Here is a 16,357-nt window from a genome sequence, read left to right as displayed (position 1 = left end):
ATGGCCGGCTCCCGCGGACCCGGACGACCCACCCCCAGGACACGACGTCCTGCGGGGCGGCCGTCCGGTGCCGCGGGAGCCAGCCGCCCCGGCCCGACCCGACCCCGGTCGGGCGCGACGACCGTCCGCGGCGTCGGGTCGCGCTTCACGACCCGCGCCGTGCTGCTGCTCGCGGTGCTGCTCCTGCTGCTCGCGTCGTACACGTCGGCGCTGCACGCCTGGTGGCAGCAGCGTGGCGAGGTGCAGCAGCTGAAGGCCGAGATCGCCACGCGGCAGGCGTCCATCGAGGACCTCGGCGACACCAAGGCGCGCTGGAACGACGACGCCTACGTCCGCCAGCAGGCGCGCGAGCGCTTCGGCTGGGTCATGCCCGGTGAGGTCGGCTACCGCGTCATCGGCGCCGACGGCACCGTCGAAGGCGACGCACCCCGGCTCGACGACCCGCCGGACCCCACCCAGAAGCAGTGGTACGACACGCTGTGGGGCAGCGTCGAGGCATCCGGACGCACCTCGTCGGCCCAGCAGCCCGTCCCCGACCCCGACGAGGTGCTGAAGAACCGTGACTGACCCGAGCCCGAGCGACCTGGAGATCGTCGCCGAGCAGCTCGGGCGGCCCGCCCGCGGTGTCCTCGGCATCGCCGCACGCTGCCCGTCCGGCCACCCCAACGTGGTCCGCACCGAGCCGCGGCTGCCCGACGGCACGCCGTTCCCGACGCTCTACTACGTCACCTGCCCCAGGCTGGCCGGCGCCATCGGCACCCTCGAGGCGTCCGGCCTGATGGCCGAGATGAGCGAGCGGCTCACCCACGACACCGACCTCGCCGACCACTACGCGCGGGCCCACGCCGAGTACCTCGCCGAGCGCGAGGCGGTCGCGCACGTGCCCGAGATCGACGGCATCAGCGCCGGCGGGATGCCCACGCGGGTCAAGTGCCTGCACGTGCTCGTCGGCCACGCCCTCGCCAAGGGCCCCGGCGTGAATCCGCTCGGCGACGAGGCCGTCGAGCTGCTCGGCGACTACTGGGGCAGCTCTAGCTGCGCCCCGGCCGGTACTCGACCTCAGGACGCCCAGCCCGACCCAGCCGCGTGACCCGGGCGACCTCGCCGGTCTCGGCGAGGTGCTCCAGGTAGCGACGCGCCGTCACCCGTGACGAGCCCAGGTGCTCGCCCACCTCGCTCGCCGACGACGGACCGTGCTCGGCCAGCGCCGCGCGCACCTGCTCCAGCGTCTCCGCCCCGAGCCCCTTCGGCAGGGCGGGTCGGGACGTCGGCCGCAACGACTCGAGCATCCGGTCGACCGCGCCCTGGTCGAGGTCGTCGGAGCCCTGCAGGCCCTCGTGGAACGTCCGGTAGGCGAGCAGCCGCTCGCGCAGCGCGCCGAACGCGAAGGGCTTGATGAGGTAGCCGACCACGCCCTGCGCCACCGCGTCGCGCACCACCTCGGCGTCGCGCGCCGACGTCACGGCGATCACGTCGACCCGGCTGCCGGCCGCCCGCAACCGCCGCAGCAGCTGCAGGCCGTGACCGTCGGGCAGGTGCATGTCGAGCAGCACCAGGTCGACCGGCTCCTCCCGCAGCACCCGCGCCGCGTCCTGCGCCGACATCGCGACGGCGACGAGCTCGAAGCCGGGTACGTCGCGCACGTACTGAGCGTGCGCCTGCGCCGCGACCCTCTCGTCCTCGACGACCAGCGTGCGGATCACGCGTCCTCCCCGATCTCCACCTCGACCATGGCCCCGCCGAGCGCACCGGAGCCGACGCGCACGCTACCGCCGTGGCGGCGCACCACCTGACCCACCAGCGCCAGACCCAGACCTCGGCCGTGCGGACGGTCGTTGACCTTCGTCGACCAGCCCCGCTCGAAGACCTGGTCGCGGGCCTCCTCGGGGATGCCAGGGCCGGAGTCCTCGACCACGACGTCGAGGTGCGCGTCGCTGGCGTGCAGGTGCACCGCCACGGTCGCCGTCGTCGTGCCCTGCGCCGCGTCGATCGCGTTGTCGAGCAGGTTCCCCAGCACCGTCACCGCGTCGTGCGGGCCGAGCGGCAGGCCGGTGACCACGGACCCGGGGTCGACGTCGAGCCGCACGCCGCGCTCGTGCGCCTGCGCCGACTTGCCGAGCAGCAGCGCCGACACCACCGGCTCCTCCACCGCGGCCACCATCTGGTCCGTCAGGCCCTGCGCGAGGCGCATCTCGTGCGTCGCGAACTCGACCGCCTCGTCCGTGCGGCCCATCTCGACGAGGGAGACCATCGTGTGCAGCCGGTTCGCCGACTCGTGGCTCTGCGACCGCAGCGAGTCGGCCAGGCTGCGCACCGTGTCGAGCTCAGCCGTCACGCCCTGCAGCTCCGTGCGGTCGCGCACCGTGAGCACCGTGCCGACGTCGCGGCCCTCCCAGCGGGCGCGGGCCGCGTTGACGATGAGCACGCGGTCGGCGAGTGCCACCACCACGTCGGAGAGCGGTCCGCCCGCGCGGACCGCGTCGGTCAGGGTCGGCTCCAGGCCGAGCTCCGCGACGTCGCGGCCGACGGCCCGCGATGCCTCGACGTCGAGCAGACGCTCCGCCTCGCGGTTCACGAGGCTCACCCGGCCGCCGGAGTCGACGAGCACGAGTCCCTCGCGCACCGCGCGCAGCACCGCGTCGTAGTACTCGTACATGCGGGTGATCTCCTGCTCGCCCAGCCCGTGCGTCTGGCGGCGCAGGCGGCGGTGGATGAGCCACGCGCCGAGGATGCCCACCAGGGCGGCCAGGGCTGCTGCGCCGAGGATCCGGGGGAGCGCGTCGACGACCTCGTCGCGCTGCTTCGCCGTGCGGATCCCGACCGACACGAGCGCCACGACGTCGTCGTCGCCGGCCCCCGCGCGCACGGGCACCACCGCCCGGACCGACGGTCCGAGCGTGCCGACGTACTCCTCGCTGTACGTCCGGCCGGCCTGGGCCTGGGTGATCGAGCCGAGGAAGCGCTTGCCGATGTTGGTCGGGTCGGGGTGGGAGTAGCGGATGCCGTCGCGCGACATGATGACGACGAAGTCGGTGCCGCTGTCGCGCCGCACCTGCTCGGCGAACGGCTGGAGCACCGCCGACGGGTCCGTCGTGCGCACCGCCTCCCGCACCGTGGGGGAGTCGGCCACGGCCACGGCGAGGTCGAGCGCCCGCTGCCGGGCCGAGGCCGTCGCGTCGGCGCGCGCGTCGAACCAGGCGGCCGTCACACCGCCGAGCACCAGCACGCACACGACGACGACCTGCCAGAGCAGGATCTGGCGCGCGACGGACGACGGGCGGGGCACGACCGCATCGTCCCACCTCGACGAAGCCGTTGTGACCGCGGTCACCGAACTCTATGTACGCAACGGTGACCGGGGTCACGTGACCGGGCACGGTGGGCAGGTCGTCCCACAGGAGGAACCATGACCAGCACGACCCCGCAGGCGCGCACCCGGCGCGACCGCACGCACTACCTCTACATCGCGGTCATCGTCGCGGTGCTCGCCGGCATCGCCGTCGGCTTCGCGGCACCCGACGTCGCGAAGGAGCTCAAGCCGCTCGGCGAGGGCTTCGTCAAGCTGATCAAGATGATGATCGGCCCCGTCATCTTCTGCACCATCGTCCTCGGCGTCGGCTCGGTCCGCAGCGCCGCGCAGGTGGGCAAGGTCGGCGGCATGGCGCTCGGCTACTTCATCACGATGTCGACGTTCGCCCTGGCGATCGGCCTGGCCGTCGGCAACATCCTGCACCCGGGCGAGGGCCTGCAGATCACGCCGGAGGGTGCGGCGAAGGCGGCCGAGTCGGCCGGCAGCGAGAAGCAGACGACCGCCGAGTTCATCCTGCACATGATCCCGGACACGATGGTCTCCTCCCTCACGTCGGGCGACGTGCTGCAGGCGCTCTTCGTCGCCCTGCTCGTCGGCTTCGCGCTGCAGGCCATGGGTCGCGCGGGCGAGCCGATCCTCGTCGGCGTCGGCTACCTGCAGAAGCTCGTGTTCCGCGTGCTCGCCATGATCATGTGGCTGGCCCCCATCGGCGCCTTCGGCGCGATCGCCGCCGTGGTGGGCGAGACCGGCATGGACGCCCTGCGCAGCCTCGCCGTCCTCATGATCGGCTTCTACATCACGTGCTTCCTGTTCGTCTTCGGCATCCTGGGTGCGCTGCTCAAGGCCGTCACCGGCATCAACATCTTCAGCCTGCTGAAGTACCTGGGCCGTGAGTTCCTGCTCATCGTCTCGACGTCGTCGTCGGAGTCGGCCCTGCCGCGCCTCATCGCCAAGATGGAGCACGCGGGTGTCCACCAGTCGACCGTCGGCGTCGTGGTGCCGACCGGCTACTCCTTCAACCTCGACGGCACCGCGATCTACCTGACGATGGCGACCCTGTTCGTCGCGGCGGCCACCGGCGACCCGCTGAGCTTCGGCGAGCAGCTCTCCCTGCTGCTGTTCATGATGATCGCGTCCAAGGGTGCGGCGGGCGTGACCGGCGCTGGTCTCGCGACGCTGGCCGGCGGCCTGCAGTCGCACCGACCCGACCTGGTCGACGGCGTCGGCCTCATCGTCGGCATCGACCGCTTCATGTCGGAGGCGCGTGCGCTGACGAACTTCGCCGGCAACGCGGTCGCGACGGTGCTCATCGGCACCTGGACGCACTCGATCGACCGGCAGAAGCTCGACGCCGTCCTGGCTGGTGACGACCCGTTCGACGAGACGACGATGGTCGACGACGACCACGGCTACACGCCCCGCAAGGACGAGGAGCTCGACGTCGCACGCTGACGCGACGTGGGACGACCCACAGGGCCCGGACACCGTCCGGGCCCTGTGTCGTCGGTAGGGTCGGGGCATGCCGGATGCCCTCCGCGTGGCCGCGATGGACTGTGGGACGAACTCGTTGCGCCTGCTCGTCACCGACGTGCGTGGCGACCAGAAGCGCGACGTCGTGCGCGAGATGCGGGTCGTCCGCCTCGGGCAGGGCGTCGACGAGACCGGTCGTTTCCACCCCGACGCGCTGGAGCGCACGCTCGCGGTCACCCGCGAGTTCGGCGAGCTGGCCACGGTGCTGGGCGCCGAGCGGGTGCGCTTCTGCGCGACGTCGGCCGCCCGCGACGCGTCGAACGCCGACGAGCTGAGCGACGGCGTGCGGTCGGTGCTCGGCATCGACCTCGAGGTGCTGTCGGGCGAGGAGGAGGCCCGCGCCTCGTTCCTCGGGGCGACGCGCTCGGTGTCGGGACCGGCCCTGGTCGTCGACATCGGCGGCGGCTCGACGGAGCTGGTGGTCGGCGCCGACGGCGACGTCGGCTGGTCGCACTCCTTCGACGTCGGCTCGGTGCGACTCACCGAGCGGTTCCTGCGCAGCGACCCCGCCTCGATCGACGAGGTGACCGCGCTCGAGTCCTACCTCGACGACGTGCTGACGCCCCGGCTGTCCGGGCTCGACCCGGTGAGCACCCTTGTGGGGGTGGCGGGCACCATCACGACGGTCGCGGCCCACGCCCTGGAGCTCCCGTCGTACGACTCCTCGCAGATCCACGGCGCCCGCATCGCGGTCGACGACGTCCGCACCGCCTGCCTGTCGCTGCTGCGGATGTCGGTGGCGGACCGCCGCGCCCTGCCGTTCATGCACCCGGGTCGCGCCGACGTGATCGGCGCGGGCGCGATGATCCTCGACGCCGTCCTCGGCTCCGTCCCCCTCGCCACCGACGAGGTGCTGGTGAGCGAGCACGACATCCTCGACGGCATCGCCTGGGGCGCGGCGCAGCGCTCGGCGTAGCCCCCACCCCGCCGACCCCACCCGCTGAGTGTGACGTTTGGGGCCCCGATCGCGTCGATCGGGGCCCCAAACGTCACACTCAGCGGGTGGGGGTGCGCAGGGTCCGACGGCCGCACGGCCTAGGCGACGACCTCCTTCGACGCGAAGGCCGACCCGTAGGCCGTGTTGTGGGTCCGGGCGTAGTCGCGGATCTCCACCGCGGCCGACGTCACCTCGTCCCAGCTCGCCGCGGAGAAGATCGCGTTCCAGTCCATCGACGCCTCGTCGAAGTCGACCAGGTCGATCGGTCCGTACTTGGCGGGCATCGTCTCGAGCAGGTCTGGCCGACGGATCGTGAACCCCTTCTCGCGTGCTGCGGCGTGCGCGACGGACGGGTTCATCAGCCACGTGCCCGTGAGCGCGGTGAACTCCGGGTACAGCGGCTGAGCCTCCAGCGCGGCCATCATGTCGTTGTCGATGAGCCACCGAGCGAAGTCCACGGTGCGTTCGAGGCTCTCGGTGGTCTCGTCGGGACCACCGAGGACCAAGGAGCCGTAGATCGGCATCCCGGCCTCCTTCAGCAGCATCGCGGCACGTTGGTTGCTCTCGAGGCTGTCGCGCGGCCCCTTCAGCAGCTTCAGCATCCGGCTGTCGCCCGACTCCAGGCCCATGTTGACCCGGTAGACGCCGATCCGTCGGTACAGGTCGATCAGGCGCGGGGTCGTCTCCGACGCCTGGGTGTAGACGAAGAAGCGCGGCTCTCCCACGTCGTCGGGCTTCGCGGCGGCCAGCTCCTCGAGCCACCGCGGGGCGCTGCTCATGCTGTCGAACGCCTCGTAGAAGATGCTCGCGCCGACCTGGTCCTGCGCCCGTCGGACGTCCTCCCAGAACATCTCCGCCGAGGAGAAGCGGAGGGTCAGGTCCGCGACGCCGCAGAAGTGGCACGGGTGACGGACACGGGCGCACCCCCGGGCGCGGTTCATGGTCGTCACACCGGTGATGGTCTCGTCCGCGTGCAGCCGGCCGTAGCGCTCGAGGTAGTTCGCGAGGTAGCGGTCCCAGTTCGACCGGGGCATGAGGGTGCGGTCCGGGATCGGGATCGCGTCCAGGACGTGACGCTGGATGGCGCCACCCCGCTCCGACTCGTCAGGAATCTCGACGCCCTCCGTGCGCCGCACCGTCGCGCCGTCCCTCCACCGGAGCCGAGGGACGGTCTCGACCGGTACCTCGCCTCGCAGGTGTCGCACGAGGGCGATCAGCGCGAACTCTCCGACGTCGGCTGAGCACACGTAGTCGACGGCGGGCTGGTGCCGCAGGATCTGCTCGGCCTTGGCGGCTGCCTGGTCGTTGCCGAGGACGGTGACGGCGTCGACGTCGCGCGCGGCCTCGATCAGGCGGATCGAGCTCCGGTAGGACGTGCTGAGCGCGCTCACGCCGAGCAGGTCGGGTCGGTAGGTGTCGACGAGGTCGAGGAGCTCGGCCATCGGCGTGACCTGGCCGTCGACGGCCAGGACGTCGAGCTCGGGCAGGTGGACACGCAGCGCCGTGGCGAGCGAGACCACGCCGAGCGCGGGGAACGTGCCGTCGTTGGCGATCGAGCTGACGTGCTCGTCCGTGCCGGCGTTCACGAGCAGGACCTTGTGGATGCTGTGCATGGTGTTCCCCCGAGGGTCGGTGTGCGGTCAGGTCGTCAGGAGCTGGACGGCGGCGCTCGCGCCGGTGACGAGCCCGATGCCGAGGAGGGCGACGCCGCTGATCGTCTCGAGGGCCTTCGTGAGTCGAGGGGCGGAGGGATGGCGCTGGACGGCGTCGGCGGAGACGGCGACCAGGAGGAGGTACGCGTAGACCACGAGGGCCACCACGCCGCCGAGACCGAGGACGATGAAGCCGACGCTCGCGTGCGGAGGCGCGAGCTGAGGCAGCAGCGCGACGAAGAACAGGCCGGTCTTGGGGTTGGTGAGACACGTGAGCACGCCGGTCATGAACGCGCGACCGGTCCGCGTCCCACGACGTGTCAGGGTGTCGCGCGCCGAAAGGTCACCGTCCCCGTCGGGCCGCGGGGTGACGGCTGGCGTGCTCGCCCGCGCGTCGTGCAGGGTGCGGACGCCGAGGTACGCCAGGTAGGCGCCGCCGACGACCTTGAGCGACTCGTAGAGCGTGGGCGAGGCGCGCAGCGTCGCGGCCACGCCGGTCCCGGCGAGTGCGGCCCACGCGAATAGGGCGAGCGAGGTGCCTGTCGCCGCGGCCACGCCTGCCCGACGGCCGAGGAGGCCGTAGCGCAGGGAGAGCAACGTGTCCGGTCCTGGTGTGACCGCGAGGACCGCGGCGAAGCCGACGATGGGGAGCAGCTCACTGCTGGTCACACGTTCCTCCTCGGCCGGGTCGTGGTCACGAGTCTCCGGAAGAGAACGCGTCGAGACAAGCAGAAGAAAACGTGGAAACGTTCGTCTTGGCCGTACGATGGTCGTGTGCTCAACGTGCAACGACTCCGAGTGCTCCAGGCGGTCGTGGCGGCGGGCTCGGTCAGCGCCGCAGCGCGAAACTTGAGCTACGCACCCGCGACGGTCAGCCAGCACGTCGCTCTGCTGGCTCGCGAGAGCGGCCTCGTCCTCTTCGAGAAGCAGGGCCGAGGCATCGTCCCGACCGCGGCTGCACTGCACCTGGTCGAGCGTGCGGCGCCGGTCCTGGCCGATCTGGAGCGGCTCGACAGGGTCGCCCTGGACCTGCGGGAAGGTCGTGTCGAGGGGGTGGCGATCGCCTGCTTCGCCTCGGTGGCGCAGGCGTGGATCCCGGCCGTCGCGACGGCGCTGGCGCAGCAGCACCCCCGGACCACGCTCGAGGTCAGCCTCAACGAGCCCCACGACGGTCGGGGGCGGCGACCGCCCGACGTGATCGTCCAGACCGAGCCGCTCGACGGACGAGAGCTGCACCACGAGGGCTACCGACGGCACGTGCTGGCCTTCGACGAGTTCAGCGTCGTGCTTCCTGCAGGGCACGCGTTGGCGTCCTGGGACGAGGTGCCGATGGCGGAGCTGCGGGACGAGGCGTGGGTGGACCACGACATCTACGACAGCCCCACGGGTCGGATCATCCGGGACGCCTGTGGTGCCGCGGGGTTCTCTCCCTTCTTCGCCGCCCGGCTCGACGACCACCACGCCGCCCTCGCCCTGGTCGCATCGGGACTCGGCGTGACGGTGATCCCCGACCTGGCCCTGACAGGCAGGCCCCCGGGGCTCGAGGTCCGGCGGGTGGTCAGGCCCGCGGTCGCGCGGCGCGTGACCGCCCACGTCCGAGTGGACGCCCACCGTCAGGGGGTGCTGTCGGTCGTCGTGTCGGCGTTGCGCAGTGCTGCGGCCGCGGGCAGTAGCCCCCCACCCCGCTGAGTGTGACGTTGGGGGCCCAGATCGACGCGATCTGGGCCCCCAACGTCACACTCAGCGGGGCCGGGACGCGCAGACGACGCAGAGGGTGGTGGCCGGGAGGGCCTCGAGCCGACCCTCGCCGATCGGGCGACCGCACACCTCGCAGACGCCGTAGGTGCCGTCCTCGATGCGGCGCAGCGCCGACTCGACGGCCGCGAGCCGGCGACGGGCGCTGTCGGCGGCGTGGTCGGCCTGCGACCGTTCGAAGGCGATGGTGGCTCCCTCCGGGTCGTGCTCGTCGTCGACGTTCGACCCCTCGCGGGCGGCGACGATGCCGGCGACGTCGGCGTCGCGCGACGTGATCGACGCAAGCAGGCGTCGACGCTCCTCCTCCAGACGTGCTCCCGCGTCGGTCACGACGCAGCCCCCGACGTGACGCCGGCCAGGCGCAGGACGGCGGCGAGCCCGACGTCGGTGCCCGGCCAGTGGCGCTCGATGGCCTCGGGCCCGGCGCGCCGCACCACCGACCGCAGCACCAGCGCGACCACGACCACGTCGTCGGCGTACCCGACCACCGGGACGACGTCGGGGACGAGGTCGAGGGGGAGGGCGAGGTAGAGGAGCAGGGCCACGAGCCGCACCCGCACGCCGCGCGGCAGGGACGGGTCGCGGGCGAGGCGGTGCGTGAGGCGGACGAGGTCGGGCACGAGGCGCAGCAGGTCGCGCAGGTCGACCCGCTGCGACGTGCGCCGCGCCGCGACCCACAGCAGCCCGACGAGGACCGCCCAGAGCAGCACGAGGCCGCCGACGACGGCCGCGACGACGCTCCAGGTGCTCATGCAGCCACGGTAGGTGCGCGTACCGACGGCGTGCACGTCGGCGAGGGACCGGCATGATCGGACCCATGCCCGTGCAGCTGAGCCTCCCCGACGACGAGACCCGCGACCTGTTCGCCGACCTGGAGTCCGACGGGACGGCCGAGCTCCACGTCTGGGACTTCTCCGGACCACCCCCGGCCGACGTGGTGCTCGACCTCGCCGTCCGTCCCTACCAGCTCACCGGCGACCTGTCCGTCCTCGACGCCGACCGGATCAAGGCCGTGCAGGCGCAGTCGCTCGGCTACGACGACGCGATCGGCAACGTGCCCGACGGCATCACCTGGTGCAACGCGGTCGACGTGCACGAGGAGCCGACCGCCGAGCTGGCGGTCGCGCTCACCCTGGCGTCGCTGCGCGGGCTCGACGACTTCGTCCGCAACGCCGCCCGAGGGGAGGGCCGGTGGGACAAGGGCGCGGCGCGCCCCGGGCTGCTCGGCAAGCGGGTGCTCCTGCTCGGCGTCGGCGGCATCGGCCACCAGGTCGAACGTCGCCTCGACGGGTTCGGCGTCGACCTCGTGCGGGTCGCGTCGTCGGCGCGCGACGACGAGCGGGGCCACGTGCACGGCATCGACGAGGTGCACGACCTGCTCGCCGACGTCGACGTCGTGGTCGTCGCGGTGCCCTACGGCGAGTCGACGCACCACCTCGTCGACGACGCCTTCCTCGCTGCCATGCAGGACGGCGCGCTGCTGGTGAACGTCGCGCGCGGCAAGGTCGCCGACACCGACGCGCTCGTGCGGTACGCGCAGTCCGGCCACGTGCGCCTGGCGCTCGACGTCGTCGACCCCGAGCCGCTGCCCGACGACCACCCGCTCTGGTCCACGCCGGGCGTGCTCGTCGCGCCCCACGTCGGCGGCGCGGTGGCGACGCGGATGGAGCGGGTCGGCCCACTGGTGCGCGAGCAGGTGCGACGCATCGCAGCGGGGGAGCCTCTGCTGAACGTCGTCGACGTGTCGGGTTCCTGAGGTCGCTCGGCTGGCGCGCTCGCGCACGAGGCGTACGGTCGAAGGTGAAGGTTCAACGACTTCCATCGACCTCAGGAGGACCCAGTGCAGCAGCGCACCATCGGCAACGTGACCGTCAGCGCGATCGGACTCGGCGGCATGCCGATGTCCATCGAGGGGCGGCCGGACCGTGAGCGCTCGATCGCCACGATCCACGCCTCGCTCGACGCCGGCGTGACCTTCATCGACACCGCCGACGCGTACCACCGCGACGCGAACGAGGTCGGCCACAACGAGGAGCTCATCGCGGAGGCGTTGAAGAGCCACGCGGCCGGCAAGGACGTGCTCGTCGCGACGAAGGGCGGTCACCTGCGTCCGGGCGACGGCTCGTGGACGCAGAACGGCCATCCGGACTACCTGAAGGACGCCGCGAAGGCGTCGGCGCAGCGCCTCGGCGTCGAGTCGATCGGTCTCTACCAGTTCCACCGACCCGACCCGGAGGTGCCGTACGCGGAGTCGATCGGCGCGCTGAAGGAGCTGCTCGACGAGGGCGTCATCCAGCAGGCCGGCATCTCCAACGCCACGGTCGCGCAGATCGACGAGGCCAACGAGGTGCTCGACGGGCGGCTCGTGTCGGTGCAGAACCAGTTCAGCCCGGCGTTCCTGTCGAGCCGTGACGAGCTTCGCCACTGCGCCGAGATCGGCGTCGCGTTCCTGCCGTGGAGCCCGTTCGGCGGCATCAAGAAGGCCGGCGACTTCGGCTCCGACCACTCCGCCTTCCAGGAGGTGGCCGACGCGCGGGGCGTGAGCCCGCACCAGGTGGCGCTCGCGTGGCACCTCGCGCAGGCGCCCGTCGTGGTCCCGATCCCCGGCGCCTCGCGTCCGGAGTCGGCGAAGAACTCGGCCGAGGCGGCCGACCTCGAGCTGACCGACGACGAGCTCAAGACGATCGAGTCCGGTCTCGACGTCTGACGCACCGCCTGGCGCGGCCCCGTCCTCCTCGAGGGCGGGGCCGCGGCACGTTCAGGCGCCGGCGCAGCGCGAGATGTCGTGGCGTGCGCCGTCGCGCTGCCGCTGGTCGAGGCAGCGGCGCAGGCGGGGGAATCCGACCGTCCCGGGGTCGTAAACCTGGAGCGCGTCGACGACCCTCGTCCGCGCCGGCTCCTCGTCGAGGGCGCCGTGCCACGTGGCCCACTGTTGCTCGTCGAGCAGGCCGATGGCCGCGACGGCGAGCTCGTCGTCCAGCAGCTGCAGGTATCGAGGATCCTCGTGGATCCGGTGCGGGTCGCTGCCGGCCCGACGCAGATCGTCCGCGATCTGCCAGTACCGCTGCACGTAGGCGCTGCTCGCAGCCGCCCGCGACGCCCGCTTGATGTCGACCAGCTGCTTGAGGCCGACGCACGCCACGAGGAGGAGGCCGAGCAGGAGCAGCGTCGCAGTGTCCACGCGGCGAGCGTAGTGGGTGGGACGTCCAGGTCACCGGCTGCTCCTCGACGTCCGACGGCCCCGCCCTCGGGGGAGGACGGGGCCGTCGGGGGGCCGAGATCTACGGCGCTGGCGGCTCGTCGTCGACCGGGCGTCGGTCGCGCAGCCGTCGCACGACGTAGACGACCAGCAGGTAGATCGCGATGACGCAGCCGAGCGTGTAGGCGCCCGACGTGGCCTCGTCGCTGTCGACGTAGCCGATCACGACGCACGTGACGGCGGTGACGGCGAGGACGCCGATGTAGTCGTCGATGCTCTTCATGACGCGGTGCCCCCTAGAAGCAGTTGTCGATGACGCCCTGGACGGACGCGATCTCGAGCAGGACGGCCTGCGCCTCCTTGCCGACGCCGTCGCGCTTGAACACCTTCCGGAAGGCGTACTTGGCCGACGACGACCGGCCGTAGCCCGCCTTGCGGTAGGCCTTGTACGCCTTGCGCAGCGCGCGGTAGGCCTTCTTCGCACCGCCGACGGCCTTGATCGCCGCCTTTACCTTCGCGAGCTTGGCGACGAGGAAGATGTTGCTGATGACGGCGATGACGATCGAGCGGACGCAGGCGGCCGCGCCCGTCGCGAGGGCCGAGCGGTCGGAGCGGGGGTCGAAGACCGCGGGGCTCGCCTCGGTGGAGTCGGCGTCGGAGACGGACTCCTCGCGCGCCAGGCCCTGGTCGGTGAGCCAGGCGTCGATGTCGTCCTGCGTGGTGGTCTCGGCGTCGGGGATCTGCTCGATCAGCGCGAAGCCGTCCTCGACGCCCGCGCCGACGTCGCTCTGCGGGTCGGGGTCGGCGTACCAGCCGAGCACCTCGACCTTCACGTCGATGTCGGTGCGCGAGGAGTTCTGGATCTCGATCGTGCCGTCCTGCGAGAGCGTCGTCGCGAAGGTCTCGGTGGAGACGTAGCTCGACGCGGTGGGGGGCTCGATCCACATGACGTCGCCGCCCAGCTCGGGGTCCCGGACCGCGAGCACGCCGGGGTCCTTCTTCGTCAGCCAGCGGCCGGTGACCTTGAGCTGCGCGCCGAAGGCGTCGGCGGGCACGGTGCCGACGCCGCCGATGGTGATCTGCTGCGTGGTCGAGCGACGGATCGGTTCCCAGCCGGAGCCGCCCGGGTAGACCGGCGCCGGCGTCGGGGTGGTGGCGGTCAGGTCGCCGTTGAGGGGGAGCCGTTCGTCGGACGGGTCGGTCGTGTCGACGGTGCGGGTGGAGCCGTCGTCGACGCGCTGCGTGGTGGTCGCGACCGACGTGTCGGACGCGCCCTGCAGGACGGGCGGGCGGGTGGAGGGGGCCGCGAGCAGGCTGGCGAGCACCGCGGTGGCGGTGACCGTCGTGACCGCGGTCAAGGGGGCGGAAGGGGGCATGGGGGCCGCTCTCTCGTGTCGGGCGCCGCCGGGTGAGCGGCGCTGCGATCGCGACACTCGCAGGGCCGGCAGGCTCGGCGCGCCCTTCTCTCGATCTCCTGAAGAAGCCTTCCCAAACGGCGCGCCATCCGGTATCGACACCCGTTCCCGTCGCCTCGGATCATGCGCGCGGGCCTGCCGCGACGCCCGGCATGACACCCTGGCCCCGTGCCCGACCTGACCATCACGCCGGAGATCGAGCGCGCGCTGGAGCTCCTGGAGTCGGGCAGCCACCTGTTCCTCACGGGCAAGGCGGGCACCGGCAAGTCGACGCTCGTGCGGCACTTCCTGGAGACGACGGAGCGCCGCGTGGTGGTGGCCGCGCCGACCGGCATCGCCGCGCTGAACGTCGACGGCTACACGATCCACCGGCTGTTCGGCTTCCGCCCGACCACGACGCTCGACGACGTCCGCTCCGGTGCCTACCGGCCAGGACGGTTCACGCGCGCCATCCGCGGTCTGCAGACGCTCGTGGTCGACGAGGCGTCGATGGTGCGTGCCGACGTGCTCGACATGGTCGAGGCCGCGCTGCGTCGGTTCGGGCCGCGGGAGGGGGAGCCGTTCGGTGGGGTGCAGGTCGTGCTGGTCGGCGACCTGCTGCAGCTGCCGCCGATCGTCGGCGACCGCGAGACCGAGTTCTTCCGCACCCAGTACGACACCGAGTACTTCTACTCCGCGCACTGCTTCGACCGCGACGCGTTCCCGACCGTCGCGCTCACGACGGTGTTCCGCCAGCTCGGCGACGACACGCTCACCGGTCTGCTCAACGCGGTGCGCGAGGGGGTGCTGCTGGAGCAGGCGCGCGAGGAGCTGAACAGCCGCGTCGACCGCGACTTCGAGCCGCCGGAGGACGAGCTGTGGCTGACGCTCGCACCGTCGAACTCCATCGTCACCGCGCGCAACCGGGAGCGGCTGGAGCGGCTGCCGGGCGACGTCGTCACGAGCGTCGCGCGGGAGAGCGGCGACCTCGGCGGCTTCGACCCGCCCACCGACACGGTGCTGCGGCTGAAGGTCGGAGCGCAGGTCATGATGCTCACCAACGATCCGAGCGACCGGTGGGTCAACGGCTCGCTCGCGCGCGTGGTGGGCATCGAGGCCGACGACGTCTCGGGCGACGTCGAGCTGGAGGTGGAGCTGGCCGACGGCTCGGTGGTCACGGTCGACGAGTACACGTGGGAGGTGACGCGGCCGGTCGTCGACGGCGGCACGCTGAGCCGCGAGGTGGTGGGCACGTACCGGCAGCTGCCGTGCCGGCTCGCGTGGGCGATCACGATCCACAAGAGCCAGGGGCAGACGCTCGACCGGCTCGTCGTCGACCTGACGGGCGGGGTGTTCGCGACCGGCCAGGTGTACGTGGCGTTGAGCCGGGCGACGTCGATGGCGGGGCTGGTGCTGAAGCGGCCGATCGAGCCGCGGCACCTCCGCACCGACCGCCGGGTCACGCGGTTCCTGTCGGGCGAGGTGGCGCGCACGGCGCCGGACCGCTTCGCGGCGCTGGGGGTCTGCTTCGTCGGCGACGAGGGCACCTTCTCGCGGCCGCGCCCGGTGGAGCTGGCGGTCGCGTTCGACGACGGCACCGCGGTGAGCACCCTCGTGAATCCCGAGCGCGACCTCGCCGACGCGCGTTCCCGGTTCGGCATCTCTGCCGACGACGTGCTGCTCGCACCGACCCTGCCGGAGGCCTGGGCGGTGCTCGCGCCGCTGCTCGAGGGCGTCACGCTCGTCGGCTCGCGGGTGGACGACGCCCTCGGCATGGTCGACTTCGAGCTCAAGCGCCTGCAGCACGTGGTGCCGATGGGCTTCGGCGTCGAGCTGCCGCTCGGTGGGCTGACCTCGGCGGAGCGGATGGCGATGTCGTCGGGTCGTGCGGCCGACCAGGCGCGAGCGGCGCTCTCGGCGTTCACGCGGATGCGCCACGAGGGCCTCGCCGTCGCTGCAAGCACGCCGTTCGAGCCGGCCGAGGGCCTGCCCGACCCGAGCTACCTGCTCACCCGCGACCCCGACCTCTCGCCCCCGTCGACCGACCGCCTCCCCACCCTCTCCGCGCTGGTGGAGGCGAGCGTCGGGGTGAGTGCGACGCTGCTCGGAGGTGTTGCCGCCCCGTCGGGGGAGCGCCCACCGCGGGTGGTGGCCGACGCGGTGGTCGCGCGGCTGGCCAACGTCGCGACGAAGGCGTCGAGCCTCTCGCCCCAGCTCGTCGAGCGCCTGCGCACGGTCGAGTCACTGCTCGACGAGCGGTTCGTCGACGACCTCGTCGCGTCGGTCGCGAAGACGAACCCGTCCGCGTCCGACGTGCTGCAGCCCGGCGCGCGGGTGTGCTTCACCGGCACGGCGACGTCGCCGTCGGGCCGGACGTACGGGCGCGACGAGATGGAGCGCCTCGCCCGCGACGCCGGCCTCCTCCCCGCCGCCAACGTGACCAAGACGAAGTGCGACCTCCTCGTCGTCGCCGAGGTCGGCACCCAGTCGGGCAAGGCGCGCAAGGCCCGCGAGTACGGCAAGCCGGTGATCTCCGCGGACGAGTTCTTCGCGTGGGTGGGCGTGGTCTGAGCCCTGCGT

At 72.3% G+C, this 16,357-nt stretch carries 17 protein-coding genes; 8 read left to right on the top strand and 9 right to left on the bottom strand.

From position 1 onward, the window contains the following. Together NH339_RS01270 and NH339_RS01265 are read left to right on the top strand one after the other, a co-directional pair. Positions 1-567 (top strand): septum formation initiator family protein, encoded by a 567-nt coding sequence (locus tag NH339_RS01270; protein ID WP_253021679.1) that lies wholly within the window; start codon positions 1-3, stop codon positions 565-567. Next, a complete protein-coding gene (locus NH339_RS01265; protein WP_253021677.1) occupies positions 560-1,090 on the top strand; it encodes a DUF501 domain-containing protein in 531 nt (176 codons plus the stop codon). Before NH339_RS01270 ends, NH339_RS01265 begins: the two co-directional genes overlap by 8 nt. Here the strand turns inward: NH339_RS01265 and NH339_RS01260 are convergent. Together NH339_RS01260 and NH339_RS01255 are read right to left on the bottom strand one after the other, a co-directional pair. Next, positions 1,032-1,703, bottom strand: a complete 672-nt coding sequence (locus tag NH339_RS01260; RefSeq protein WP_253021675.1) for a response regulator — start codon at positions 1,701-1,703, stop codon at positions 1,032-1,034. The genes NH339_RS01265 and NH339_RS01260 overlap by 59 nt on opposite strands. After that, positions 1,700-3,286, bottom strand: coding sequence for a sensor histidine kinase (locus NH339_RS01255; protein WP_253021673.1), 1,587 nt, complete (start codon positions 3,284-3,286; stop codon positions 1,700-1,702). The genes NH339_RS01260 and NH339_RS01255 overlap by 4 nt, the downstream gene beginning before the upstream one ends. A gap of 120 nt (positions 3,287-3,406) precedes the next feature. Between NH339_RS01255 and NH339_RS01250 the strand changes: the two genes are divergently transcribed. After that, a complete protein-coding gene (locus tag NH339_RS01250; RefSeq protein WP_253021671.1) occupies positions 3,407-4,762 on the top strand; it encodes a cation:dicarboxylate symporter family transporter in 1,356 nt (451 codons plus the stop codon). A 67-nt stretch (positions 4,763-4,829) separates the two neighbouring features. Further along, the gene (locus tag NH339_RS01245; protein WP_253021669.1) at positions 4,830-5,756 is read left to right on the top strand and encodes a Ppx/GppA phosphatase family protein; all 927 of its coding nucleotides are present in this window, start codon (positions 4,830-4,832) and stop codon (positions 5,754-5,756) included. A gap of 119 nt (positions 5,757-5,875) precedes the next feature. Here the strand turns inward: NH339_RS01245 and NH339_RS01240 are convergent, their stop codons facing one another. Together NH339_RS01240 and NH339_RS01235 are read right to left on the bottom strand one after the other, a co-directional pair. Then, complete coding sequence (locus tag NH339_RS01240; protein WP_253021667.1) at positions 5,876-7,390, bottom strand: B12-binding domain-containing radical SAM protein; 1,515 nt, start codon at positions 7,388-7,390, stop codon at positions 5,876-5,878. Positions 7,391-7,417: 27 nt separating this feature from the next. Next, a complete protein-coding gene (locus NH339_RS01235) occupies positions 7,418-8,098 on the bottom strand; it encodes a LysE family transporter (RefSeq protein ID WP_253021665.1) in 681 nt (226 codons plus the stop codon). A 21-nt stretch (positions 8,099-8,119) separates the two neighbouring features. On the opposite strand from NH339_RS01235, the gene NH339_RS01230 reads away from it, so the two are divergent. Then, a complete protein-coding gene (locus tag NH339_RS01230) occupies positions 8,120-9,118 on the top strand; it encodes a LysR substrate-binding domain-containing protein (RefSeq protein ID WP_308207016.1) in 999 nt (332 codons plus the stop codon). A 51-nt stretch (positions 9,119-9,169) separates the two neighbouring features. Here the strand turns inward: NH339_RS01230 and NH339_RS01225 are convergent, their stop codons facing one another. Then, entirely contained in the window at positions 9,170-9,514 is a 345-nt protein-coding gene (locus tag NH339_RS01225) for a TraR/DksA C4-type zinc finger protein (RefSeq protein WP_253021663.1), read from the bottom strand. Then, on the bottom strand, positions 9,511-9,936 hold the full coding sequence (locus NH339_RS01220) for a DUF1232 domain-containing protein (RefSeq protein WP_253021661.1): 426 nt from the start codon (positions 9,934-9,936) through the stop codon (positions 9,511-9,513). The genes NH339_RS01225 and NH339_RS01220 overlap by 4 nt, the downstream gene beginning before the upstream one ends. Positions 9,937-10,001: 65 nt before the next feature. On the opposite strand from NH339_RS01220, the gene NH339_RS01215 reads away from it, so the two are divergent. Continuing rightward, positions 10,002-10,940: an NAD(P)-dependent oxidoreductase gene (locus NH339_RS01215; RefSeq protein WP_253021659.1), complete on the top strand. Its 939-nt coding sequence runs from the start codon at positions 10,002-10,004 to the stop codon at positions 10,938-10,940. 84 nt (positions 10,941-11,024) lie between these two features. Beyond that, on the top strand, positions 11,025-11,891 hold the full coding sequence (locus NH339_RS01210) for an aldo/keto reductase (protein WP_308207015.1): 867 nt from the start codon (positions 11,025-11,027) through the stop codon (positions 11,889-11,891). 51 nt (positions 11,892-11,942) lie between these two features. Here the strand turns inward: NH339_RS01210 and NH339_RS01205 are convergent, their stop codons facing one another. From NH339_RS01205 to NH339_RS01195, 3 genes are all read right to left on the bottom strand, one after another. After that, positions 11,943-12,365 (bottom strand): hypothetical protein, encoded by a 423-nt coding sequence (locus tag NH339_RS01205; RefSeq protein WP_253021657.1) that lies wholly within the window; start codon positions 12,363-12,365, stop codon positions 11,943-11,945. Between the two features lie 100 nt (positions 12,366-12,465). Continuing rightward, positions 12,466-12,666 carry a hypothetical protein gene (locus tag NH339_RS01200; RefSeq protein ID WP_253021655.1) on the bottom strand — a complete coding sequence of 67 codons (201 nt, stop codon included), beginning with the start codon at positions 12,664-12,666 and terminating at the stop codon, positions 12,466-12,468. 13 nt (positions 12,667-12,679) lie between these two features. Beyond that, a complete protein-coding gene (locus tag NH339_RS01195; RefSeq protein ID WP_253021653.1) occupies positions 12,680-13,759 on the bottom strand; it encodes a hypothetical protein in 1,080 nt (359 codons plus the stop codon). A 207-nt stretch (positions 13,760-13,966) separates the two neighbouring features. Here NH339_RS01195 and NH339_RS01190 point away from each other — a divergent pair, with 207 nt between their 5' ends. Next, a complete protein-coding gene (locus NH339_RS01190; protein WP_253021651.1) occupies positions 13,967-16,348 on the top strand; it encodes an AAA family ATPase in 2,382 nt (793 codons plus the stop codon). Positions 16,349-16,357 lie beyond the last annotated feature (9 nt).

Origin of the sequence: Aeromicrobium sp. CnD17-E, from assembly GCF_024124745.1 — a bacterium.
Taxonomy (GTDB): domain Bacteria; phylum Actinomycetota; class Actinomycetes; order Propionibacteriales; family Nocardioidaceae; genus Aeromicrobium.
This window is presented reverse-complemented; position numbering and strand designations above follow the sequence as displayed.